This window comes from Streptomyces novaecaesareae, from assembly GCF_000716875.1.
In the GTDB taxonomy this organism is placed as follows: domain Bacteria; phylum Actinomycetota; class Actinomycetes; order Streptomycetales; family Streptomycetaceae; genus Kitasatospora; species Kitasatospora novaecaesareae.
In genome coordinates this window covers 1-16,903 of record NZ_JNWQ01000002.1, presented here as the reverse complement: position 1 = coordinate 16,903, position 16,903 = coordinate 1, and the positions used below count along the sequence as shown (strand labels likewise).

General features: G+C 73.3%; 14 protein-coding genes and 1 tRNA gene. 6 read left to right on the top strand and 9 right to left on the bottom strand.

Annotated elements, in window-relative coordinates:
- Nucleotides 1–3 precede the first annotated feature (3 nt).
- Entirely contained in the window at nt 4–210 is a 207-nt protein-coding gene (locus OP86_RS01020) for a cold-shock protein (RefSeq protein ID WP_030060733.1), read from the bottom strand.
- A gap of 371 nt (nt 211–581) precedes the next feature.
- Between OP86_RS01020 and OP86_RS01015 the strand changes: the two genes are divergently transcribed.
- Complete coding sequence (locus tag OP86_RS01015) at nt 582–809, top strand: hypothetical protein (RefSeq protein WP_030060732.1); 228 nt, start codon at nt 582–584, stop codon at nt 807–809.
- A gap of 773 nt (nt 810–1,582) precedes the next feature.
- Here the strand turns inward: OP86_RS01015 and OP86_RS01010 are convergent.
- Nucleotides 1,583–1,656, bottom strand: a tRNA-Met gene (locus OP86_RS01010).
- Between the two features lie 73 nt (nt 1,657–1,729).
- Complete coding sequence (locus OP86_RS01005; protein ID WP_030060731.1) at nt 1,730–3,526, bottom strand: acyl-CoA dehydrogenase; 1,797 nt, start codon at nt 3,524–3,526, stop codon at nt 1,730–1,732.
- A 186-nt stretch (nt 3,527–3,712) separates the two neighbouring features.
- On the opposite strand from OP86_RS01005, the gene OP86_RS01000 reads away from it, so the two are divergent.
- The 3 genes from OP86_RS01000 (at nt 3,713) to OP86_RS00990 (ending at nt 6,729) form a co-directional block, all read left to right on the top strand.
- Nucleotides 3,713–4,291 (top strand): TetR/AcrR family transcriptional regulator, encoded by a 579-nt coding sequence (locus OP86_RS01000; protein ID WP_033330544.1) that lies wholly within the window; start codon nt 3,713–3,715, stop codon nt 4,289–4,291.
- A 182-nt stretch (nt 4,292–4,473) separates the two neighbouring features.
- A complete protein-coding gene (locus OP86_RS00995; RefSeq protein ID WP_051829523.1) occupies nt 4,474–5,511 on the top strand; it encodes an agmatine deiminase family protein in 1,038 nt (345 codons plus the stop codon).
- 54 nt (nt 5,512–5,565) lie between these two features.
- Nucleotides 5,566–6,729: an agmatine deiminase family protein gene (locus tag OP86_RS00990; RefSeq protein ID WP_030060728.1), complete on the top strand. Its 1,164-nt coding sequence runs from the start codon at nt 5,566–5,568 to the stop codon at nt 6,727–6,729.
- A gap of 147 nt (nt 6,730–6,876) precedes the next feature.
- Here OP86_RS00990 and OP86_RS00985 read toward each other — a convergent pair whose 3' ends face one another.
- The 4 genes from OP86_RS00985 to OP86_RS00970 form a co-directional block, all read right to left on the bottom strand.
- A complete protein-coding gene (locus OP86_RS00985) occupies nt 6,877–8,199 on the bottom strand; it encodes a cation:proton antiporter (protein WP_245231756.1) in 1,323 nt (440 codons plus the stop codon).
- 258 nt (nt 8,200–8,457) lie between these two features.
- Nucleotides 8,458–9,657 (bottom strand): NAD(P)/FAD-dependent oxidoreductase, encoded by a 1,200-nt coding sequence (locus tag OP86_RS00980; protein ID WP_030060726.1) that lies wholly within the window; start codon nt 9,655–9,657, stop codon nt 8,458–8,460.
- Nucleotides 9,654–9,851 (bottom strand): ferredoxin, encoded by a 198-nt coding sequence (locus OP86_RS00975; protein WP_030060725.1) that lies wholly within the window; start codon nt 9,849–9,851, stop codon nt 9,654–9,656. Before OP86_RS00975 ends, OP86_RS00980 begins: the two co-directional genes overlap by 4 nt.
- Nucleotides 9,852–9,971: 120 nt before the next feature.
- Nucleotides 9,972–11,171: a cytochrome P450 gene (locus OP86_RS00970; RefSeq protein WP_033330537.1), complete on the bottom strand. Its 1,200-nt coding sequence runs from the start codon at nt 11,169–11,171 to the stop codon at nt 9,972–9,974.
- 251 nt (nt 11,172–11,422) lie between these two features.
- On the opposite strand from OP86_RS00970, the gene OP86_RS00965 reads away from it, so the two are divergent.
- Both OP86_RS00965 and OP86_RS00960 read left to right on the top strand, forming a co-directional pair.
- Entirely contained in the window at nt 11,423–11,935 is a 513-nt protein-coding gene (locus OP86_RS00965) for a MarR family winged helix-turn-helix transcriptional regulator (protein WP_051829522.1), read from the top strand.
- Nucleotides 11,936–12,159: 224 nt separating this feature from the next.
- Nucleotides 12,160–15,147, top strand: a complete 2,988-nt coding sequence (locus OP86_RS00960; protein ID WP_051829521.1) for an AfsR/SARP family transcriptional regulator — start codon at nt 12,160–12,162, stop codon at nt 15,145–15,147.
- Nucleotides 15,148–15,217: 70 nt separating this feature from the next.
- Here OP86_RS00960 and OP86_RS00955 read toward each other — a convergent pair whose 3' ends face one another.
- Together OP86_RS00955 and OP86_RS00950 are read right to left on the bottom strand one after the other, a co-directional pair.
- Nucleotides 15,218–15,460, bottom strand: coding sequence for a hypothetical protein (locus OP86_RS00955; RefSeq protein WP_033330535.1), 243 nt, complete (start codon nt 15,458–15,460; stop codon nt 15,218–15,220).
- Nucleotides 15,461–15,625: 165 nt separating this feature from the next.
- Nucleotides 15,626–16,903 (bottom strand): cytochrome P450 (locus tag OP86_RS00950; RefSeq protein ID WP_209440320.1); only part of this gene is annotated, 1,278 nt, incomplete at its 5' end.

The window sequence follows — 16,903 nt, the reverse complement described above, 5'->3', positions numbered from 1 at the left end:
CAATTACTGCTGCGGGCGGATGTTCTCCGCCTGCGGGCCCTTCTGGCCCTGGGTGACGTCGAACTCGACCTTCTGGCCCTCGACCAGCTCGCGGAAACCGCTGGCGCTGATGTTCGAGTAGTGAGCGAAGACGTCGGCGCCGCCGCCATCCTGCTCGATGAAGCCGAAGCCCTTTTCCGAGTTGAACCACTTCACGGTGCCGGTAGCCATGAGAAATCTCCTTCGAGAGACCGTTCGAATGTCTGCACCATGCAGACTTTCGAGTCGCCGCGATGAGAACCCACCGGAAAGAGCCGGAAAACAAAAATGCGCCTGCAACAATCAGCAGGCGCACACAAAGTTCATGGGAACCACTACTGCAACTGCTTCGACTGTAGCAGGCTCAGGCCCACCCGGAGGGATATTCCGGGTGAATATTTTTTCCGCCCCACGCCGGGAGGCGGCCCCGCCGACCCGACCCGGGCCGCAACAAGCCGACCCCGTAGGGCAGTTGAGCGCTCCGTCGGCCCACTTCGACCCGGTCGGGATTTCCATCCCCCAGGGCGACCCGTTCCCCCGATTTTCAGAGCATACTGACCAGGGTGAGGAAAACACCGGCAGTCCGGCGCCCCCTGCCCACCAGTCCCTTCAAGGCCAGGCCCGACGCGCCGCCCAAGCGGTTCGCCGTGGGCGACCGCGTCACCCATGACAAGTACGGTCTCGGCCGTGTCATCGAAATCGAGGACGAGGGCAACGCCTCGGTCATCGTCGACTTCGGCGCGCGAAAGGTGCGGATCACCCCGCCCTACGCCGCGATGTTCGTCCTCTGATCGACGGACGACCCGCCGGGCACCCCGACGCCGCCTCCCGCTCCCTCCGTACGGGGCGTCAGAACCACGGCGGGCACGAGCGATTACCCTCGTGCGAGGGGTGGGGCGTCCCCGTCGGGCGGGCACGGGCCGGCCGCGGCGGCCGATCCGGCTGCCCGTCCCCCGCTGCCCGTGCCCCGGACAACGGAGGTCCGCCCGTATGACCGCTGACCGCTGACACCGACCGCCCCACCTTCCTGCTGGTCCACGGGGCCTGGCACGGAGCCTGGTGCTGGGACGCCGTCCGCGCCGCCCTCGACGCCGACGGCTGGCGGTCGCAGGCCGTCGACCTGCCCAGCTCCGCCCCCGCCGTATGACGACGCCCGGCACGTCCTCTTCGGCGACGTCCCCGACGGCGAGGCCGAGCGCGCGGTGGCGCGGCTGGCCCCGCAGAGCGTCCGCTCCCTCATGGAGCCGGTGACGACGGCGGGTTGGCGCACGGTGCCGTCCACCTACATCGTCTGCGACCGGGACCGGGCCCTCGAACCGGCCCGGCAGGAGGAGCTCGCCACCCGCTCGGGGCCGTCCACCGACTGCCCAGCAGCCACTCGCCGTTCCTGTCCATGCCCCGGGAACTCGCCGCTCTCCTGGGGCGGATAGCCGCCCCCGCCACGGCCGGCTGACCCGGCGGAAAAGGCCGGAAGCCGTCGGGCCCGACGGGGCCGGTCAGGGGGCCCGGAAAACAACGAAGCCGGGGCTGACGCGAATTCCGCGTCAGCCCCGGCTTCCGTTAGTAGCGGGGACAGGATTTGAACCTGCGACCTCTGGGTTATGAGCCCAGCGAGCTACCGAGCTGCTCCACCCCGCGTCGGTGGTTCCACCTTAGGCGATGAATCCGCCGACGCGAAATCGGTTCTCCGGCCGCAGTGGCCCGGGAAGGGTCAGAACCACTCCGGCCGGCATTCCGCCGCCGTCCGGTCCAGGCTGTCGAGCAGGTCGAACTGCGGGCCGGTCCGCGGGAGTTCGACGCGGAAGAAGTACCGGGCGGCCTGCCGCTTGCCCTCGTGGAAGGCGTCCGTGCCGTCGCCGAGGGCGAGGAACTGCTCCAGCCAGATCCAGGCCAGCACCACGTGGCCGACGGCCTCCAGGTAGACGGTGGCGTTGGCCAGCGCGGCCGCCGGGTCCCCGGTCGACCACAGTGCGGCGGTGGTCCGCCGGATCCGGGCCGCGGCCCGCTCCAGGCCGCCGGCCAGCTCGGCCGCCTCTCCCCCGGCCGCGGTGGCCCGGGCGGCGGTCGCCCCGAGGGTGTCGAGGAGCAGCGCCAGCCCCGCGCCGCCGTCCATGACGACCTTGCGGCCGAGCAGGTCCAGCCCGTGGATGCCGTGGGTGCCCTCGTGGATGGGGTTGAGCCGGTTGTCCCGGTAGAACTGCTCGACGTCGTACTCGCGGGTGTAGCCGTAGCCGCCGTGCACCTGGATGGCGAGGTCGTTGGCGGCCAGGCACCACTGCGAGGGCCAGCTCTTGGCGATGGGCGTCAGCACGTCGAGCAGCAGGTGCGCGCGGGCCCGCTCGGCCTCGTGCTCGGCGGTGGCCTCCTCGTCGAGCAGGCGGCTGCAGTACAGGCCGAGCGCCAGGGCCCCCTCCACGTAGCTCTTCTGTGCCAGCAGCATCCGGCGCACGTCGGCGTGCTCGATGATCGGGACCTGCGGGGCGTTCGGGTCCTTGTGCCCGAGCGGGCGGCCCTGCGGGCGGGTGCGGGCGTAGTCGAGGGCGTGCAGGTAGCCGGTGTAGCCGAGTGCCGTGGCGCCCTGGCCGACGCCGATCCGGGCCTCGTTCATCATGTGGAACATGTAGGCCAGCCCGTGGTGGGCCTCGCCCACCAGGTGGCCGACGGCGCCCGGGGCGCCGCCGGGGGTGTGGCGGCCCTCACCGAAGTTGAGCAGGGCGTTGGTGGTGCCGCGGTAGCCCATCTTGTGGTTGAGGCCGGCCAGGACGACGTCGTTGCGCTCCCCGAGCGTGCCGTCCGGCTCCACCAGGAACTTGGGCACGATGAACAGCGATATGCCCTTCACGCCCGCCGGGCCGCCGGGGATCCGCGCCAGCACCAGGTGGACGATGTTCTCGCCGAGTTCGTGGTCGCCCCCGGAGATCCACGTCTTGGTGCCGGTGATCCGGTACGTGCCGTCGGCTGCGGGCACCGCCCGGGTGGTGATGTCGGCCAGCGAGGAGCCGGCCTGCGGCTCGGACAGGCACATCGTCCCGAAGAAGCGGCCCTCGACCATGGGCGGCACGTAGGTGTCGATCTGCTCCCGACTGCCGTGCGCCAGCAGCAGGTTGGCATTGCCGACGGTGAGCAGCGGGTACGAGGAGGTGGCGATGTTCGCGGCCTGGAACCAGGCCCGGCAGGCGTTGGCGACGACGACCGGCAGCTGCTGGCCGCCGACCGCGTGGTCCATGGAGACGCCGACCAGGCCGGCCTCGGCGTGGACCCGCAGGGCCTCCTTCACCTCCGGGATGATGTGCACCCGCTCGCCGTCGAAGCGGGGCTCCTCGGCGTCGTTCTTCTTGTTGTGCGGGGCGAAGTGCCGGGTCGCGATGGTCTCGCTGAGCTCCAGCACCGCGTCGAAGGTGTCCCGGTCGTGGTCGGCGTAGCGGGGGCGCCGGGTCAGGGAGGTGACGTCCAGCCAGTCGTGCAGCAGGAAGGCGAGGTCGCGGCGGGAGAGCAGGAGGGAGTCCAAGGCGGGGCATCCGATCGGGAGGGGCGGTGGGCAGGGGTACGGCGGCAACCGGGACCTTCCCGCCCGCCGCACCGTCGACACCCCGCCGGACCGCCCCCCGGTCTCCCCGGCGGCCGGCCGTCGGCTGACCGTCCCTTCAGACCGCGGGTCCGATCGGGCCGGGGTGCCCGGGTAAGGTGGTGGATCGTGGCCAGTCGAAAAACGTCGATCCTGGAAGCAGCGGCACGGGTGATCGCCCGGCGGGGGGTGCGCGGGCTGCGAGTGGAGGAGCTCGCGGCCGAGGCGGGTGTGTCCACCGCGCTCATCTACTACCACTTCAAGGACCGCACCGGGATCCTCCGGCAGACGCTGGAGTTCATCAACGACCGGGCGGAGCGGTACACGACCGACCGCGCGGCGGACGCACCGCCGTTGACGGCCCGCGAGGAGCTGGAGCAGACGCTGCTGCTGGAGCTCCAGGACACCGTCGAGGTGCGGGAGAACAGCACCGCCTGGGGTGAGCTGCGGGCGAGCGCGGTGTTCGACGACACGCTGCGCGAGGACCTGGCGCGGGCGACCCGGATCTGGGTGCAGGAGATCGCCGAGCTGCTGGGCGTCGTACGGCCGATGTCCTCGGCGGTCGCGCTGGCCGGCGCGGCGGAGCGGCTGACCGCGCTGCTGGAGGGGCTGAGCACGCGCTGGCTCAGCGGCAGCCTGCCGTTGGCGCACGCCCGGACGCTGATGGCCGACGCGATCGACGCCGAGGTGTCCCGGCTCGTTTCCTGAGCCCGGCGCGGGCCGGTGGGCCGTCACGCTCCGCACCGCAGGCGTCAAGGATGCGTCAATGGCACGCCCGCAGGTTTGACTGATTTTTCAGTCAGTGCGAGCCTGAACGGGCAGGAAGGTGCAGAGTGGGACGTGGCGGCCCCGTGCATCCCCGGGCACCGTCGCACGATCTGGAGACCCTCATGAGCCACTACCGCGATGACCACTCCTCCGAGCCGTACCCCCGGGTGCCGGCGGACGACGTCCCGCACGCGCGGACCTGGATGTCCTGGCCGTCCCGCCGGGGCGTGTGGGGGCTGCGCCTGGGCGGCGTCCAGGAGGACATCGCCCTGATCGCCCGGACGATCGCCGAGTTCGAGCCGGTGGTGATGTGCGCCCCCGACGACTGGACCGCGGGCAAGGCCCAGTCCCGGTGCGGCTCCGCGGTCGAGGTGACCACCGACGTCCCCACCGACGACCTGTGGATGCGCGACATCGCGCCGGTCTTCCGCCGGGACGGGTACGGCGGCCTGGACGCCGTGGTCCTCAACTTCAACGGCTGGGGCAACAAGCAGGTCCACCACGACGACGCCAAGGCCGCCGAGCGCATCGCCGCCCGCCGGGGCCTGCGCCACACCTACGCGGACTTCGTCGGCGAGGGCGGCGCGATCGAGACCGACGGCGACGGCACCGTGATGGCCACCGAGAGCAGCCTGGTCAACAAGAACCGCAACCGCGGCATGAGCCGGGACGAGATCGAGGAGTCCGTCCTGGAGGCCTACGGGGCCGACACGATGATCTGGCTGCCCGGGATCAAGGGCCAGGACATCACCGACGACCACGTGGACGTCACCTCCCGGTTCGTCCGGCCCGGCGTGGTGATGGTGCAGCTGCCGCCGGCCGACCGCAACGACGCCTGGGCCCGGGACGCCCGCGGGCAGTTCGCGATCCTGTCCGCCGCCACCGACGCCCGGGGGCGCCGCCTGCAGGTCGTCCCCGTGCACGGCCCGGACACCGTCCGCTCCCGCAGCTCGAAGTTCGTCGACTCCTACCTCAACTTCCACGTCGTCAACGGCGGCGTCATCACCGCCCAGTTCGGCGACGCGTACAAGGACGCGGCCGCCAAGGAGGCGCTCGCCGCGGCCTTCCCCGGCCGCGAGGTGGTGCAGATCGACGTCGACCGCCTGATGGCCGGGGGCGGCGGCATCCACTGCTCGACCATGCACGAGCCGCTGCCGTAACCGAGCAGTCCCCCCCTCATCCGAAGCCCAGACCCCCTCAGCCGGAGTTCCCGTATGACCAACGCCCTGTCCCGTCGTGCCCTGATGCGCTCCCTCGCCGGTGTCGGCGTCGGTGTCGGCGCCCTCACCCTCGGCCTCACCGCCTGTGCCCCCGACGGCGTCGGCGACGTCGACGGCGCCGTGCCCCCGCCGCAGCCCGGCGGCACCCCCGGCGTGCGCCGCTTCGGCGCCGAGTGGGACAAGCACCTGCGCACGGTGATGTCCTGGCCCGCCTCCGAGACCGTCTGGGGCGAGCAGCTCCCGGACGTCCGACGCGACGTCGCCGGCCTGGCCCAGGCCATCGCGGCCCGCGAGCCGGTGGTGCTGATGGCCCGCCCCGAGCAGAAGGACGCCGCGCAGCAGGCCTGCGGCTCGGCCGTCGAGGTCGTGCCGATCGCGGTCGCCGACCTGTGGGCCCGCGACACCCTGCCGGTGTTCGTCGAGGAGGGCGGCAACGTCAAGGGCGTCGACTTCAACTTCAACGGCTGGGGCGGCAAGCAGAAGCGCGGCAACGATGCCAAGGTCGCCCGGACGGTGCTGGCCACGTACGGCGTCGAGCGGATCGAGACCCGGCTGGTCGCCGAGGGCGGCTCGTTCGAGACCGACGGCCAGGGCACCCTCATGGTGACCGAGAGCTCCGTCGTCAACGGGAACCGCAACCCGGGCATGAGCCGGGACGAGGTCGAGGCCGAGCTGAAGCGCGTCCTCGGCGTGACCAAGGTGATCTGGCTGGCTGGCGTCCGGGGCAAGGACATCACCGACGCCCACGTCGACTGCCTGACCCGCTTCGTCGCCCCCGGCGTGGTCCTGCTCGACCAGGCCTTCCCCGGCACGCCGCCGGACGTCTGGTCCCGCTCGGCCGACCAGGCCCGCTCCGTCCTGAAGGACGCCACCGACGCGACCGGCCGGAAGCTGCAGGTGGTGGAGCTCCCGCAGCCGGACCCGGACCGGATCACCGGGCGCGGTGACGCCTTCGTCTCCTCGTACATGAACTTCTACATCGGCACGAAGGGCGTCTACCTGCCGAAGTTCGGCGACGCCAGGGCCGACGAGCGGGCGCAGCAGATCATGAAGCAGTACTTCCCCGGCCGGGAGATCGTCCCCGTCAGGATCGACGCGATCGCGGCCGGCGGTGGCGGCATCCACTGCGCCACCCACGACGTCCCCGCGCTCGGCTGACCGAACGGGGCCGGGCCCGGGCGTACCCCGGGGCCGGCCCCACGGCGCCGGGCCCGGCACCTCTCAACAGAGGTGCCGGGCCCGGCGGTTGCTCACGCACGCCCCGGCCTGGGCATGACGAGTGGTCAGCCGGGGCGCCGCGAGTGCTCACAGGTGGGCGGCGAGCTCCTTCGGGTTCAGCACGTCCTCGCGCAGCCGCTCCTCGGCCGTCTCCTCGATCCGCGCCATGAACCGGCGCAGCAGCGGGGGCGCCATCAGCGAGGTGACGATGGCGACCAGGATGACGACGGTGTACATCTCCTGGCTCAGCACACCGAGCTTGAGGCCGACCATGGCGACCACCACCTCGATCACGCCGCGGGCGTTCATCCCGGCGCCGAGCGCCAGGCCCTCCCAGTGGCTCATCCGGCTGATCCGCGCGCCCAGGTAGGCGCCGCTGAACTTGCCGATGATGGCGATCGTCAGCACCGCGAGGCCCGCGAGCAGCACCGTGGGCCGGGTGAGCGCGGTGAGGTCCATCCGCAGCCCGGCGGTCGCGAAGAACACCGGGGCGAGGACGGAGACCACGACGGTGCGCACCGGGGCGAGCCGGGTCGGGTCGGCCAGCGGGGTGCCGGTCAGGGCCAGCCCGCAGAGGAAGGCGCCGAAGACGGCCTCCAGGCCGAGCGCCTGGGTGCCGGCGGCGGCCAGCAGCAGCGCGGCGACCAGGAGGGCGAGGACGGACGGTCCGGCCGCGCCGTTCACGAGCCGGGGCCCGGCCGCCTTGGCGACCCGGCGCAGCACCAGGGCGAGCACCACGACGACCACCAGGTTGGCCACCGAGTGCAGGATCTGGCCGCCGGAGACGCCGACGGTGGCCATCGCCGAGACGACCGAGAGCAGCAGCCAGCCGACGATGTCGTCGACGGTGACGGCGCAGAGGGTCAGCTGGCCGATGTTGCGGTGCAGCAGGCCCAGTTCGATCAGGGTCTTGGCGATCACCGGGATCGCGCTGACGCCCATCGCGACGCCGACGAACAGGGCGAAGGTACTGCGGTCGGAGACCCTGCCGAGCAGCGAGTCGGGCAGCAGGAAGGCCAGCCCGATGCCCAGGCCGAGCGGGACGACGATCCCGGGGACGCTCACCCGTACCGCGGTGGCGCCGCGCTTGCGGACCAGGCCGAGGTCCATCTGCAGGCCGGTCACCCCGACCATCAGGATGACGCCGATCTGCCCGAAGGCGTCCAGGAGGTGGAAGCGGGCGGGGTCGTGCGGCAGCAGCCACTCGGAGAACCCGGGGGCGAGGTGTCCGAGCAGCGACGGCCCGAGCAGCACGCCGACGAACAGTTCGCCGACGACGGCGGAGAGCCCGAGCCGGGTGAACAGGCGTCCGAGCAGGACGGCGAGCCCGAGCAGCAGGCCCACTTGGAGGAGGAAGACCATCAGGTCGTGGGCGGCGAGCGGCGCGACCGGTCCAGCGGCCAATGGCACGGCGACTCCCTTGGTCGGTAGGCGGGTTGGGAGAGCAGCGGCGCATGGTGAACGCGCTCACGGCAGTGAATTCTCTCGTCGCGCCCCCGGGGAGTGACGGTTCTTCAGTCCTGAGCGAAGAACCACCGGGAAGAACCATCGGAAGGACGGGGCACCCCGGATGCGCGATCGGCCTCGCCGCCCCCGACACAGCGCCGAAGGCCGGCCGCGGCGGTCCGCGACCGGCCTTCGGTGACGCCCTGGGCCCACCAGCCCGGCTCAGGCCGGGGCGCCCTGCCACGGTGCGTGCGCCGCCACCTGCGCGCGCAACTGCCGCAGCGCCCGGGCGGAGGCGATGCCCACCGCCCCGCGGACCAGCCCGTCCCGTACGCAGGCGGCGGCGTAGCGGCGCTCCGCGACGCTGCCGTCGACCGGCTCGAAGCGGTCGGCGCCGCCCGGGCTGCCGAAGGCCTGGATCCGCAGCCCGTACTGGTCGGTCCACAGGTACGGGACCGGCTCGTAGGCCTGGCGCGCGCCGTCCGGGCCGGCCAGCAGGTTGCGGGCGACGCACAGCGCCTGTTCGGTGGCGTTGGTGCGCTGTTCGAGGCGGCGCAGGCGGCCGGTGCGCGGGTCGGGCCAGGCGGCGGCGTCGCCGGCCGCCCAGATGCCGGGGCCCGCGGCGCAGTGGGCGTCGCAGACCACGCCGTCGTCCAGCCGGACGCCGCTGCCGGCCAGCCAGTCGGTGTCCGGTACGGAGCCGATGGCCATCAGGACGACGTCGGCGGCCAGTTCGGTGCCGTCCGTCAGCCGTACGCCGGTGGCCCGGCCCCGGTGCCGGAGGACCTCCGTGGCCACGCCCCGCCGGATCCGCACTCCGTGCTCGCGGTGCAGGTCGGTGAGCAGTGCGGCCGTCTCGGCGCCCAGGACGCCGGCCAGGGGTGTGGCGGTGGACACCAGCCAGGTCACCTCGGCTCCGAGCCCGACGGCGGTGGCCGCCGCCTCGGCGCCGAGCAGTCCGCCGCCGACCACCAACAGCCGTGCGCCCGCCTGCAGTTCGGCGCGCAGGGCGAGGGCGTCGGCGAGGGTGCGCAGCACGTGGGCGCCGGCCGTCGGCGCCTCGGCGCCCGGCAGCCGGCGGGGCCGGACGCCGGTGGCGAGGACGACGGCCTCGCAGCGCACCTGCCCGCCGTCGGACAGCTGCACCGCCCGCTCCCGCCGGTCGAGGCGTTCGGCCCGTACCCCCAGGCGCAGGTCGAGGTCGAGTTCGTCCAGCGCCTGCGGGCCGCGCAGGGCCAGGCGCTCGGGCGGCCACTGCCCGCCGAGCAGGTGTTTGGAGAGCGGCGGACGGTCGTACGGCGGCTCGTCCTCGGCGCCGATCAGGGTGAGGCGGCCGTCGTAGCCAGCCCGGCGCAGCGCTTCGGCGGTGTGCAGCCCCGCCGCGCCGGCCCCGACGACGGCCACCGCGCGCGGTGCGCTCACGCCTGTTCCAGCCGGATCGCGGCGGCCGGGCAGACGGCGGCTGCGTCCCGGACGGCCTGGTGGGAGTCGGCCGGGGGTTCGGCGTCGAGGAGGACGACGATGCCGTCCTCGTCCCGCTGGTCGAAGACCTCGGGGGCGGCGAGCACGCAGCTGCCGGCGCCGCAGCACTTCTCCTGGTCGATGTGGACGAGCATGGGTTTCCTTTCGCCACACGGCCGGGTGGGCCGTGCAGGGGTCTTGGGTATGTGGGGGGACTCCGTCGGCACCGCGACCGGACGGGGCCGGTCGCGGTGCCGGCGGTCACCAGGCGGCGGTCACCAGGCGACGGGCAGCTCGTGGACGCCGTAGACGAGCATCTCGCCGCGGTAGCGGATGGACTCGAACGGTACGGCCAGGCGCAGTTCGGGCAGCCGCCGCAGGACGGTGTTCAGCGCGATCTGCAGTTCCAGGCGGGCGAGCGGCTGCCCCAGGCACTGGTGGACGCCGAAGCCGAAGGCCAGGTGCCGGCGGGCGTCGCGGGTCAGGTCGAGGGCGTCGCCGTCCGGGAACTCCCGCTCGTCCCGGTTGGCGGTGTTGACCATGCAGGTCACGCCTTCTCCGGCGCCGATCCGGACCCCGCCGAGGGTGACGTCCTCGGTGGCGACCCGGGTCAGTCCGGAGTGCACGATGGTCAGGTAGCGCAGGAGTTCCTCGACGGCGCCGACGACGGACTCCGGGTGCGCGCGCAGGCGGGCGAGCTGGTCGGGGTTGCGCAGCAGGGCGAGGACGGAGAGCGCGGTCATGTTCGCGGTGGTCTCGTGTCCGGCGATCAGCAGCAGCCGGCCCATCGCGCCGATCTCCTGGGTGTCCAGCTCGCCGCGGGCGACCAGGCGGCTGAGGATGCCGTCGTCGGGCTCGGCCCGTTTGGCCTCGGTGAGCCCGACCAGGTAGTCGGCCAGTCTGCGCTGGGCGGCGTTCACCTCCTCGGCGGAGGCGTCGCGGCGGAGCAGGACGCGGCTGCACTCCTGGAAGAAGTCGTGGTCCTGGTAGGGGACTCCGAGCAGCAGGCAGATGACGAGGGACGGCAGCGGGAGCGCGAACTCGCGGACCAGGTCGCCGGAGGTGCGTCCGGCGGTCATCCGGTCCAGCAGGTCGTCGGCGATGCGCTGGATCTCGGGGCGCAGCGCCTCGACCTTCTTGATCATGAATTCGCCGGTGAGCATCCGGCGCAGCCGGGCGTGCTCCGGGTCGTCCATCCGGATGAAGGTGGGCTGACCGGTGCTCAGCTGCCGGGCGCCGGCGCTGATGAACGGGAAGCCGGCGCGGGTGGCGTCCGAGCTGAAGCGGGCGTCGCCGAGCACCGCTTTGACGTCCTCGTGGCGGGTGACCAGCCAGGTGGGGGTGCCGTCCCACAGGGACACGCGGCTGATCGGTTCGTCCTGCTGAGCCTGCCGGTAGGCGGGCGGCGGGTCGAAGGGGCAGCCGCCGCGGGCGGCGGGGTGGACGAATCGGGGGGTCTGAGCGGCAGTGGCCATCAGGGGCTCCCTTCTCGGAGCTGGGGGTGTCGGTCTCGGAACCGGGTGCCGGCGGTGCCGGGCGGTTGGCGCCGCGGCGTCGCGGAGCAGTTCCGGACCATTTACATGCCCTAAGCAACTAACTCACCGTCACGCTAACTCGCGGTCCGTGGTGACGAAAGGGCCTACCGGATGACGGCCCAATCTGTCCGAAAACCGGTCACCGGCCGGTACCGGGGCCGCACCCCGCACCGGATCGCTACAGTTCCTCCATGCCGGACGCCACCGATCATCGGACCGCCACCTCCGACCTGGAGGCCGTGCTGGCCTCGCTGGCCTACCTGCTGACCCGCTCCCAGGAGCACGAACGCCAGACCGCCCGGGCGGGCATCACCGCAGCCCGCTCGGACGTCTACCTGCTGCGCGCGCTCGCCGAGACGGAGGGCGCCAGCCGGGTCGGCGACCTGGCCTCCCGACTGCTGGTCAAGTCCTCCCACGTCACCCGGCAGATCGACCGGCTGCAGAACCAGCAGCTGGTGGAGCGCACCCCGGACGCGGCGGACCGGCGGGCCCGTCAGGTCGCGCTGACCGCCGAGGGGCGCGCGATGCTCGACCGCCTGAAACAGGCCAACATCACCGGCCTCACCGCCGCGCTGGACGGCATCCCGGAGCCGGACGTCGCCGCCACCGTCTCCGTCCTGCGCCATCTGGTGGAACGGTACGTCCACGGGGTCCGCGCCACGGCACTGTCCGAGGACGACGCGGACCCGCCCCGCCAGGCCTGACCGGCTTCCGGATCCCCGCCGCCCTCACCGCTGCCCGAACGAGCGTCACCGAACCACTGGCCCCGAACCCCTTCCGGTCCGCGGGTGCTTGCAGCGACTATCTTCCTCATGCGCAGCAGCAGCTGTCGCAGGGGAGAAATCGCGCAGGTCAGGACGACCGGGGGATGCGCGCCGCTCAGGGGATTCAGTTCTAGGGGATTCAGTTCTAGGGGGGACTGTCGCTCATGACCCAGCCCATCCGCTTCCGCCTGCTCGGACCGATGGCGGCGCACCGGGACGACGAGGCCCTGGTGGTCGGCTCACCGCTGCAGCAGGCCATGATGGCCGCGCTGCTGCTGCGGGACGGCCGGGCCGCCAGCGCGGGCGAGCTGATCGAGGCCGTCTGGGGGCCGACCGCGCCCGCCAGCGCCTCGGCCATGCTGCGCACCTACGCCTGGCGCTGGCGCAAGGCGCTCGAACGCGACCGCAGCGCACCGGCGATCCTCACCTCGGTGGGCGACGGCTACCGGACGGTGCTGCCCGCCGACAACGTGGACGCCGTCCGGGTGGAGTCGCTGGCCGCCGCCGCGCTCGCCGCGACCAGGAAGGCCGAGGAGCACCCGCGGGCCCGGCAGCTGCTCGACGAGGCACTGGACCTCTGGTACGGCGAGCCGCTGGCCGGCATACCCGGCCCGCTCGCCGAGCAGCACCGCGCCCGCCTGGAGGACCTGCGGATCAGCCTGCTGGAGGAGAAGTGCGGCCTGGACCTGGAGCTGGGCGACCAGGGCCGCGCCGTCCCGGTGCTGCGCGAGCTGAACGCCGACCACCCGCTGCGCGAACGCCCGTACGTGCTGCTGATGCGCGGCCTCTACCAGAGCGGGCGGCAGGCCGACGCGCTGGCGGTGTTCGAACGGGTCCGCCGGCTGCTCGCGGCCGAACTCGGCATCGACCCGGGGCCGGAGCTGCGGGCGATGCACCAGCGCATCCTGCGCAACGACCCCTCCCTGCTGCCCGCCGCCGCACCCGAACCGGAGCCCCCGGCCACCGGCCGGGCCGCCGCCGCGAGTGCCCCGGCCGTCCCGGTTCCGGCCCAACTGCCCGCCGACATCGCCGACTTCACCGGCCGTGCGGACGAGCTGGAGGCGCTGCACACGGCGCTCTGCAAGGCCGTACAGGACACCGACGACCACACCGTGCTGCCGATCGCAGCCATCTCCGGCATGGGCGGGGTCGGCAAGACCACCGTCGCCCTGCGCGTCGCGCACCGGCTGCGCGCCGGGTTCCCGGACGGCCAGCTCTACGTCGACCTGCGCGGCGACCAGCCGAAGCCCGCCCAGCCCGGCGTGCTCCTCGTCAGCTTCCTCACCGCGCTCGGCGTCGCCCCCGGCGCCGTGCCCGAGACCCTGGAGGACCGCTCCAGACTGTTCCGCTCGCTGCTGGACGGGCGGCGGGTGCTGATCCTGCTGGACAACGCCCGGGACGCGGCCCAGGTCCGCCCGCTGCTGCCCGGCTCGGCCCGCTGCGCCGTCCTGGTCACCAGCCGGACCCGGCTGTTCGGGCTGGCCACGGCCGTCCAGGTCGACCTGGACGTCTTCAGTGTGGACGAGGCCACCGGCATGCTGGCGCAGGCCGCCGGCGACGACCGGATCGACGCCGACCCGGCGGCCGCCGGCGAGCTGATCCGCTACTGCGGCCGCCTCCCGCTGGCCATCCGGATCGTCGCCTCCCGGCTCGCCTCCCGCCCGTCCTGGTCGGTGGCCCGGCTGGCCGACCGGCTGGCCGCCGAGCAGCACCGGATGACCGAACTGCAGCTCGGCGACCTCGCGGTGGCCAGCGCCTTCGAATGGGGGTACCGGCAGCTGACGCCCGAGCAGGCGACGGCGTTCCGGGTGGTCGCCGCGGTGAGCCGGCCGGACATCGGGGTGCCGGTCGCGGCCGTCGTGCTGGGCGTGGAGCAGCGCCGGGCGGAGGACCTGCTGGAGGCCCTGGTCGACGCGGGCATGGTCAGCGAGACCCACGCCGGCCGCTACCGCTACCACGAGCTGCTGCGCGTGTTCGCCTCCCAACTCACCGAGCCGGACGACGCGGTGGACTCCGGGACGGCGCTGAGCCGGCAGCTGGACTTCCTGCTCGCCACCGCGACCGCCGCCTTCCAGCAGCTGGTGCCCGGCGACCCGATCGGCTCCGCGCTGCGCACCCCGGAACTGCCCGGGCTGCGCTTCGACACCCCGCACGCGGCCGCCCGCTGGGTGGGCGAGGAGTTCGACACGGCGATCGCCGCGATGCAGGCCGCGACGGCGCCCGGCAGCTCGGCGCAGGACCTGCGGACCGCCGCCGACCTGCTGATCGCGCTCTGCCCGTTCGACGCCGACCCGCGCTACGAGCGGCTGGCGGTGGCCGCGGCGGCGGTCTCCGCGGCCGCCACCGGGCGGGCCGACCGGCACTCGCTGGGCCGGGCCGAGTTCATCCGGGGCAACCTCGCCGTCCAGGCGACCCGGCTGGGCGAGGCCGCCGAGCACTGCCGCCGGGCGGCCGAGGCCTGCCGCGAGGTCGGCGACCGGGTGATCCTCCAGCAGGTGCTCAACGACCTCGGCCTCCTCGCCCAGTTCCAGCACCGCTTCGAGGAGGCGGTGCGGCTGAGCGAGGAGGCCCACGAACTGGCGGTCGCGCTGGGCCACCACACCGGGCGGACCGTCACCCTGCTGAACGCGGCGATGGCCCGGGTGCGCGGCGGCTCGCCCGCCGAGGGGGCGCGGGTCTGCCGGGACCTGCTGCCCGCCCTGCGCGCCGAGGGGGACCTGCCGGGGGTGTCGTACGCGCTCTTCGTGCTGGGCCTCGCCGCCCACGAGTCCGAGTCCTACCAGGAGGCGGCGGCCACCTTCCGGGAGTGCCTGGAGCTCTGCCGCTCCACCGGCCTCGCGCTGCGCGAGGCCCAGGCCCGCTACCGGCTGGCGGACACCCTGCGCCGGCTGGGCCGCGGCGCCGAGGCGGTGACGGGCGCCCGGCAGGCGGTGGCCGAGTGCGAGGCGCTGACCGCCGACCGGGACCAGGGGCACGCCCTGGTGGTGCTGGCGCGGGCGCTGGCCGCCCGCGGCCGGGCCTCGGAGGCCCGGGAGCACCTGGCCCGGGCCGAGGCGCTGTTCGACCGGCTCGCGCTGCCCGACGGCGAGCTGGTCCGCGGCCTGCTGGCCGGCCTGGACGCGGCGGAGTCCGCGGAGTCGGCCGCCGGTTAGGGCGCGTCTTGTGGATTTTGTCGGATCAGCGGGCCCGGCAAGGGTCCGTAAGACACGCCCTGGGTCCGGGTCAGGAGGTGGTCTTCGGCGGGGTGACCGACGAGGTGTTGTTCCAGACGTCGCCGGGGGTGCTCGGCGGGGTGGTGGGCGCCGGGGTGCCCCCGCCGGTGGCACCGTCGGCGACGGAGACCGTCACCCCGGCGGGGGCGGCCGCCCCGGTGCCCGACACCGCCGCGACGGCCGCCGCACCGCCGAGCACGGTCAGCGCGGCGACGCTCAGGCGGACGGCGATGCGGTTGCGGACGCTCTTCATGTCAATCTCCCCGGTCGGTGTGCTGCGGTTTGCTGCGGTGTCCTGCGGTGCGATGAGCGTCGCAGTCGCCGATATCCGCCCGATAACCGGCGCTCACCGGGGCGCGGATAGCGGCACCCGCACCAGGCCCCCACCAGGCCGCCCCCAGCACGCCCTCCGGCAGTCCTAGACCTGCCGGAACTCCACCGGGAGGTTGCGCAGGAAGCGGAAGTTGATGCTGTCGAGCCAGTCCACCTCGGGGTTCACCAGCCGCAGGTCCTCGGTGCGGCGCAGCAGCGTGGAGATCGCGATGTCGATCTCCGCGAGCGACAGCGCCGCGCCCAGGCAGTAGTGGATCCCGTGCCCGAAGGACAGCTGGTCGTTGGCCCGGCGGCCGACGTCCAGGGTGTCCGGGTCCTCGTAGCGCAGCGGGTCGCGGTTGCCGGCGCCGAGGACCAGGATGACCGCCTGGTTCTCCTCGATCCGCGCGCCGCCCACCTCGATCGGCTCGGTGGCGATCCGGGTGGTGAACTGCACCGAGCTGTCGTAGCGCAGGAACTCGTGCGCGGCGTTGGCGGACAGCTCGGGCTCGCGGCGCAGCCGCTCCGCCTGGTCGGGGTTGCGGATCAGGGCGAGGACGGCGTTGGCGATCAGGTGGGTGGTGGTGGCCTGTCCGGCGTCGATGAGGAGCAGGAAGTTGGCGTACACCTCGTCGTCGGTGAAGTCCTCCTTGGCGACCTGGCCGGCGATCATCTCGCTGAAGCGGTCGGTGGCGAGGCCGGCCCGGCGGCTCTCGGCGACCAGGTCGAAGGCGGTACGCAGGCCCTCCAGCCGGCCGAACTCGCGGGTGGACTGGCTGAACAGCTCGTGCAGCAGGCTCTGCCAGTCCTCCAGCAGGTGCGCCGCGTCGTTTGGGACGCCGGCCAGCGAGGCGATCATGCCTCGGGCCAGCGGCTCGGAGTAGTCGGCGACGACGTCGAAGCGGCCCTGCGCCATCACCCGGTCGAGCAGGGAGTCGGCGAGGTCCTGGATGACTGGCCGCATGGAGCGGATGAAACGCGGGGTGAGCCCGGGCTTGATCAGGCCGCGCAGCCGGGTGTGCCGGGGCGGCTCGTTGAACAGCATCATGTCCGAGAGGGTGTGCGCCAGCGGCGCCATCTCGGCCTGGGCGGCGGGCGGCAGCGAGGCGTGGAAGTCGCCCACCCGGGCGCCGGACAGCCGCTCGTCGCGGCCCAGCTTGCTGATGTCGGCGTGGTCGAGGACCACCCAGGCGCGCATCATGTCGTCCCAGTAGACCGGGCCGCGCTCGCGGAGGATCCGGTAGAGGCCGTACGGGTCCTGGGTCCACTCGGGACGGAAGCCGTCCATCAGCGTGGGGGCGGGGGTGGTCTTCGCGGTCTTCGTGGTCTGCATGGTGGGTGTCCTGGTCTCCGGTCGGTGCGGCGGGGACGGGCGGTGGCGGAG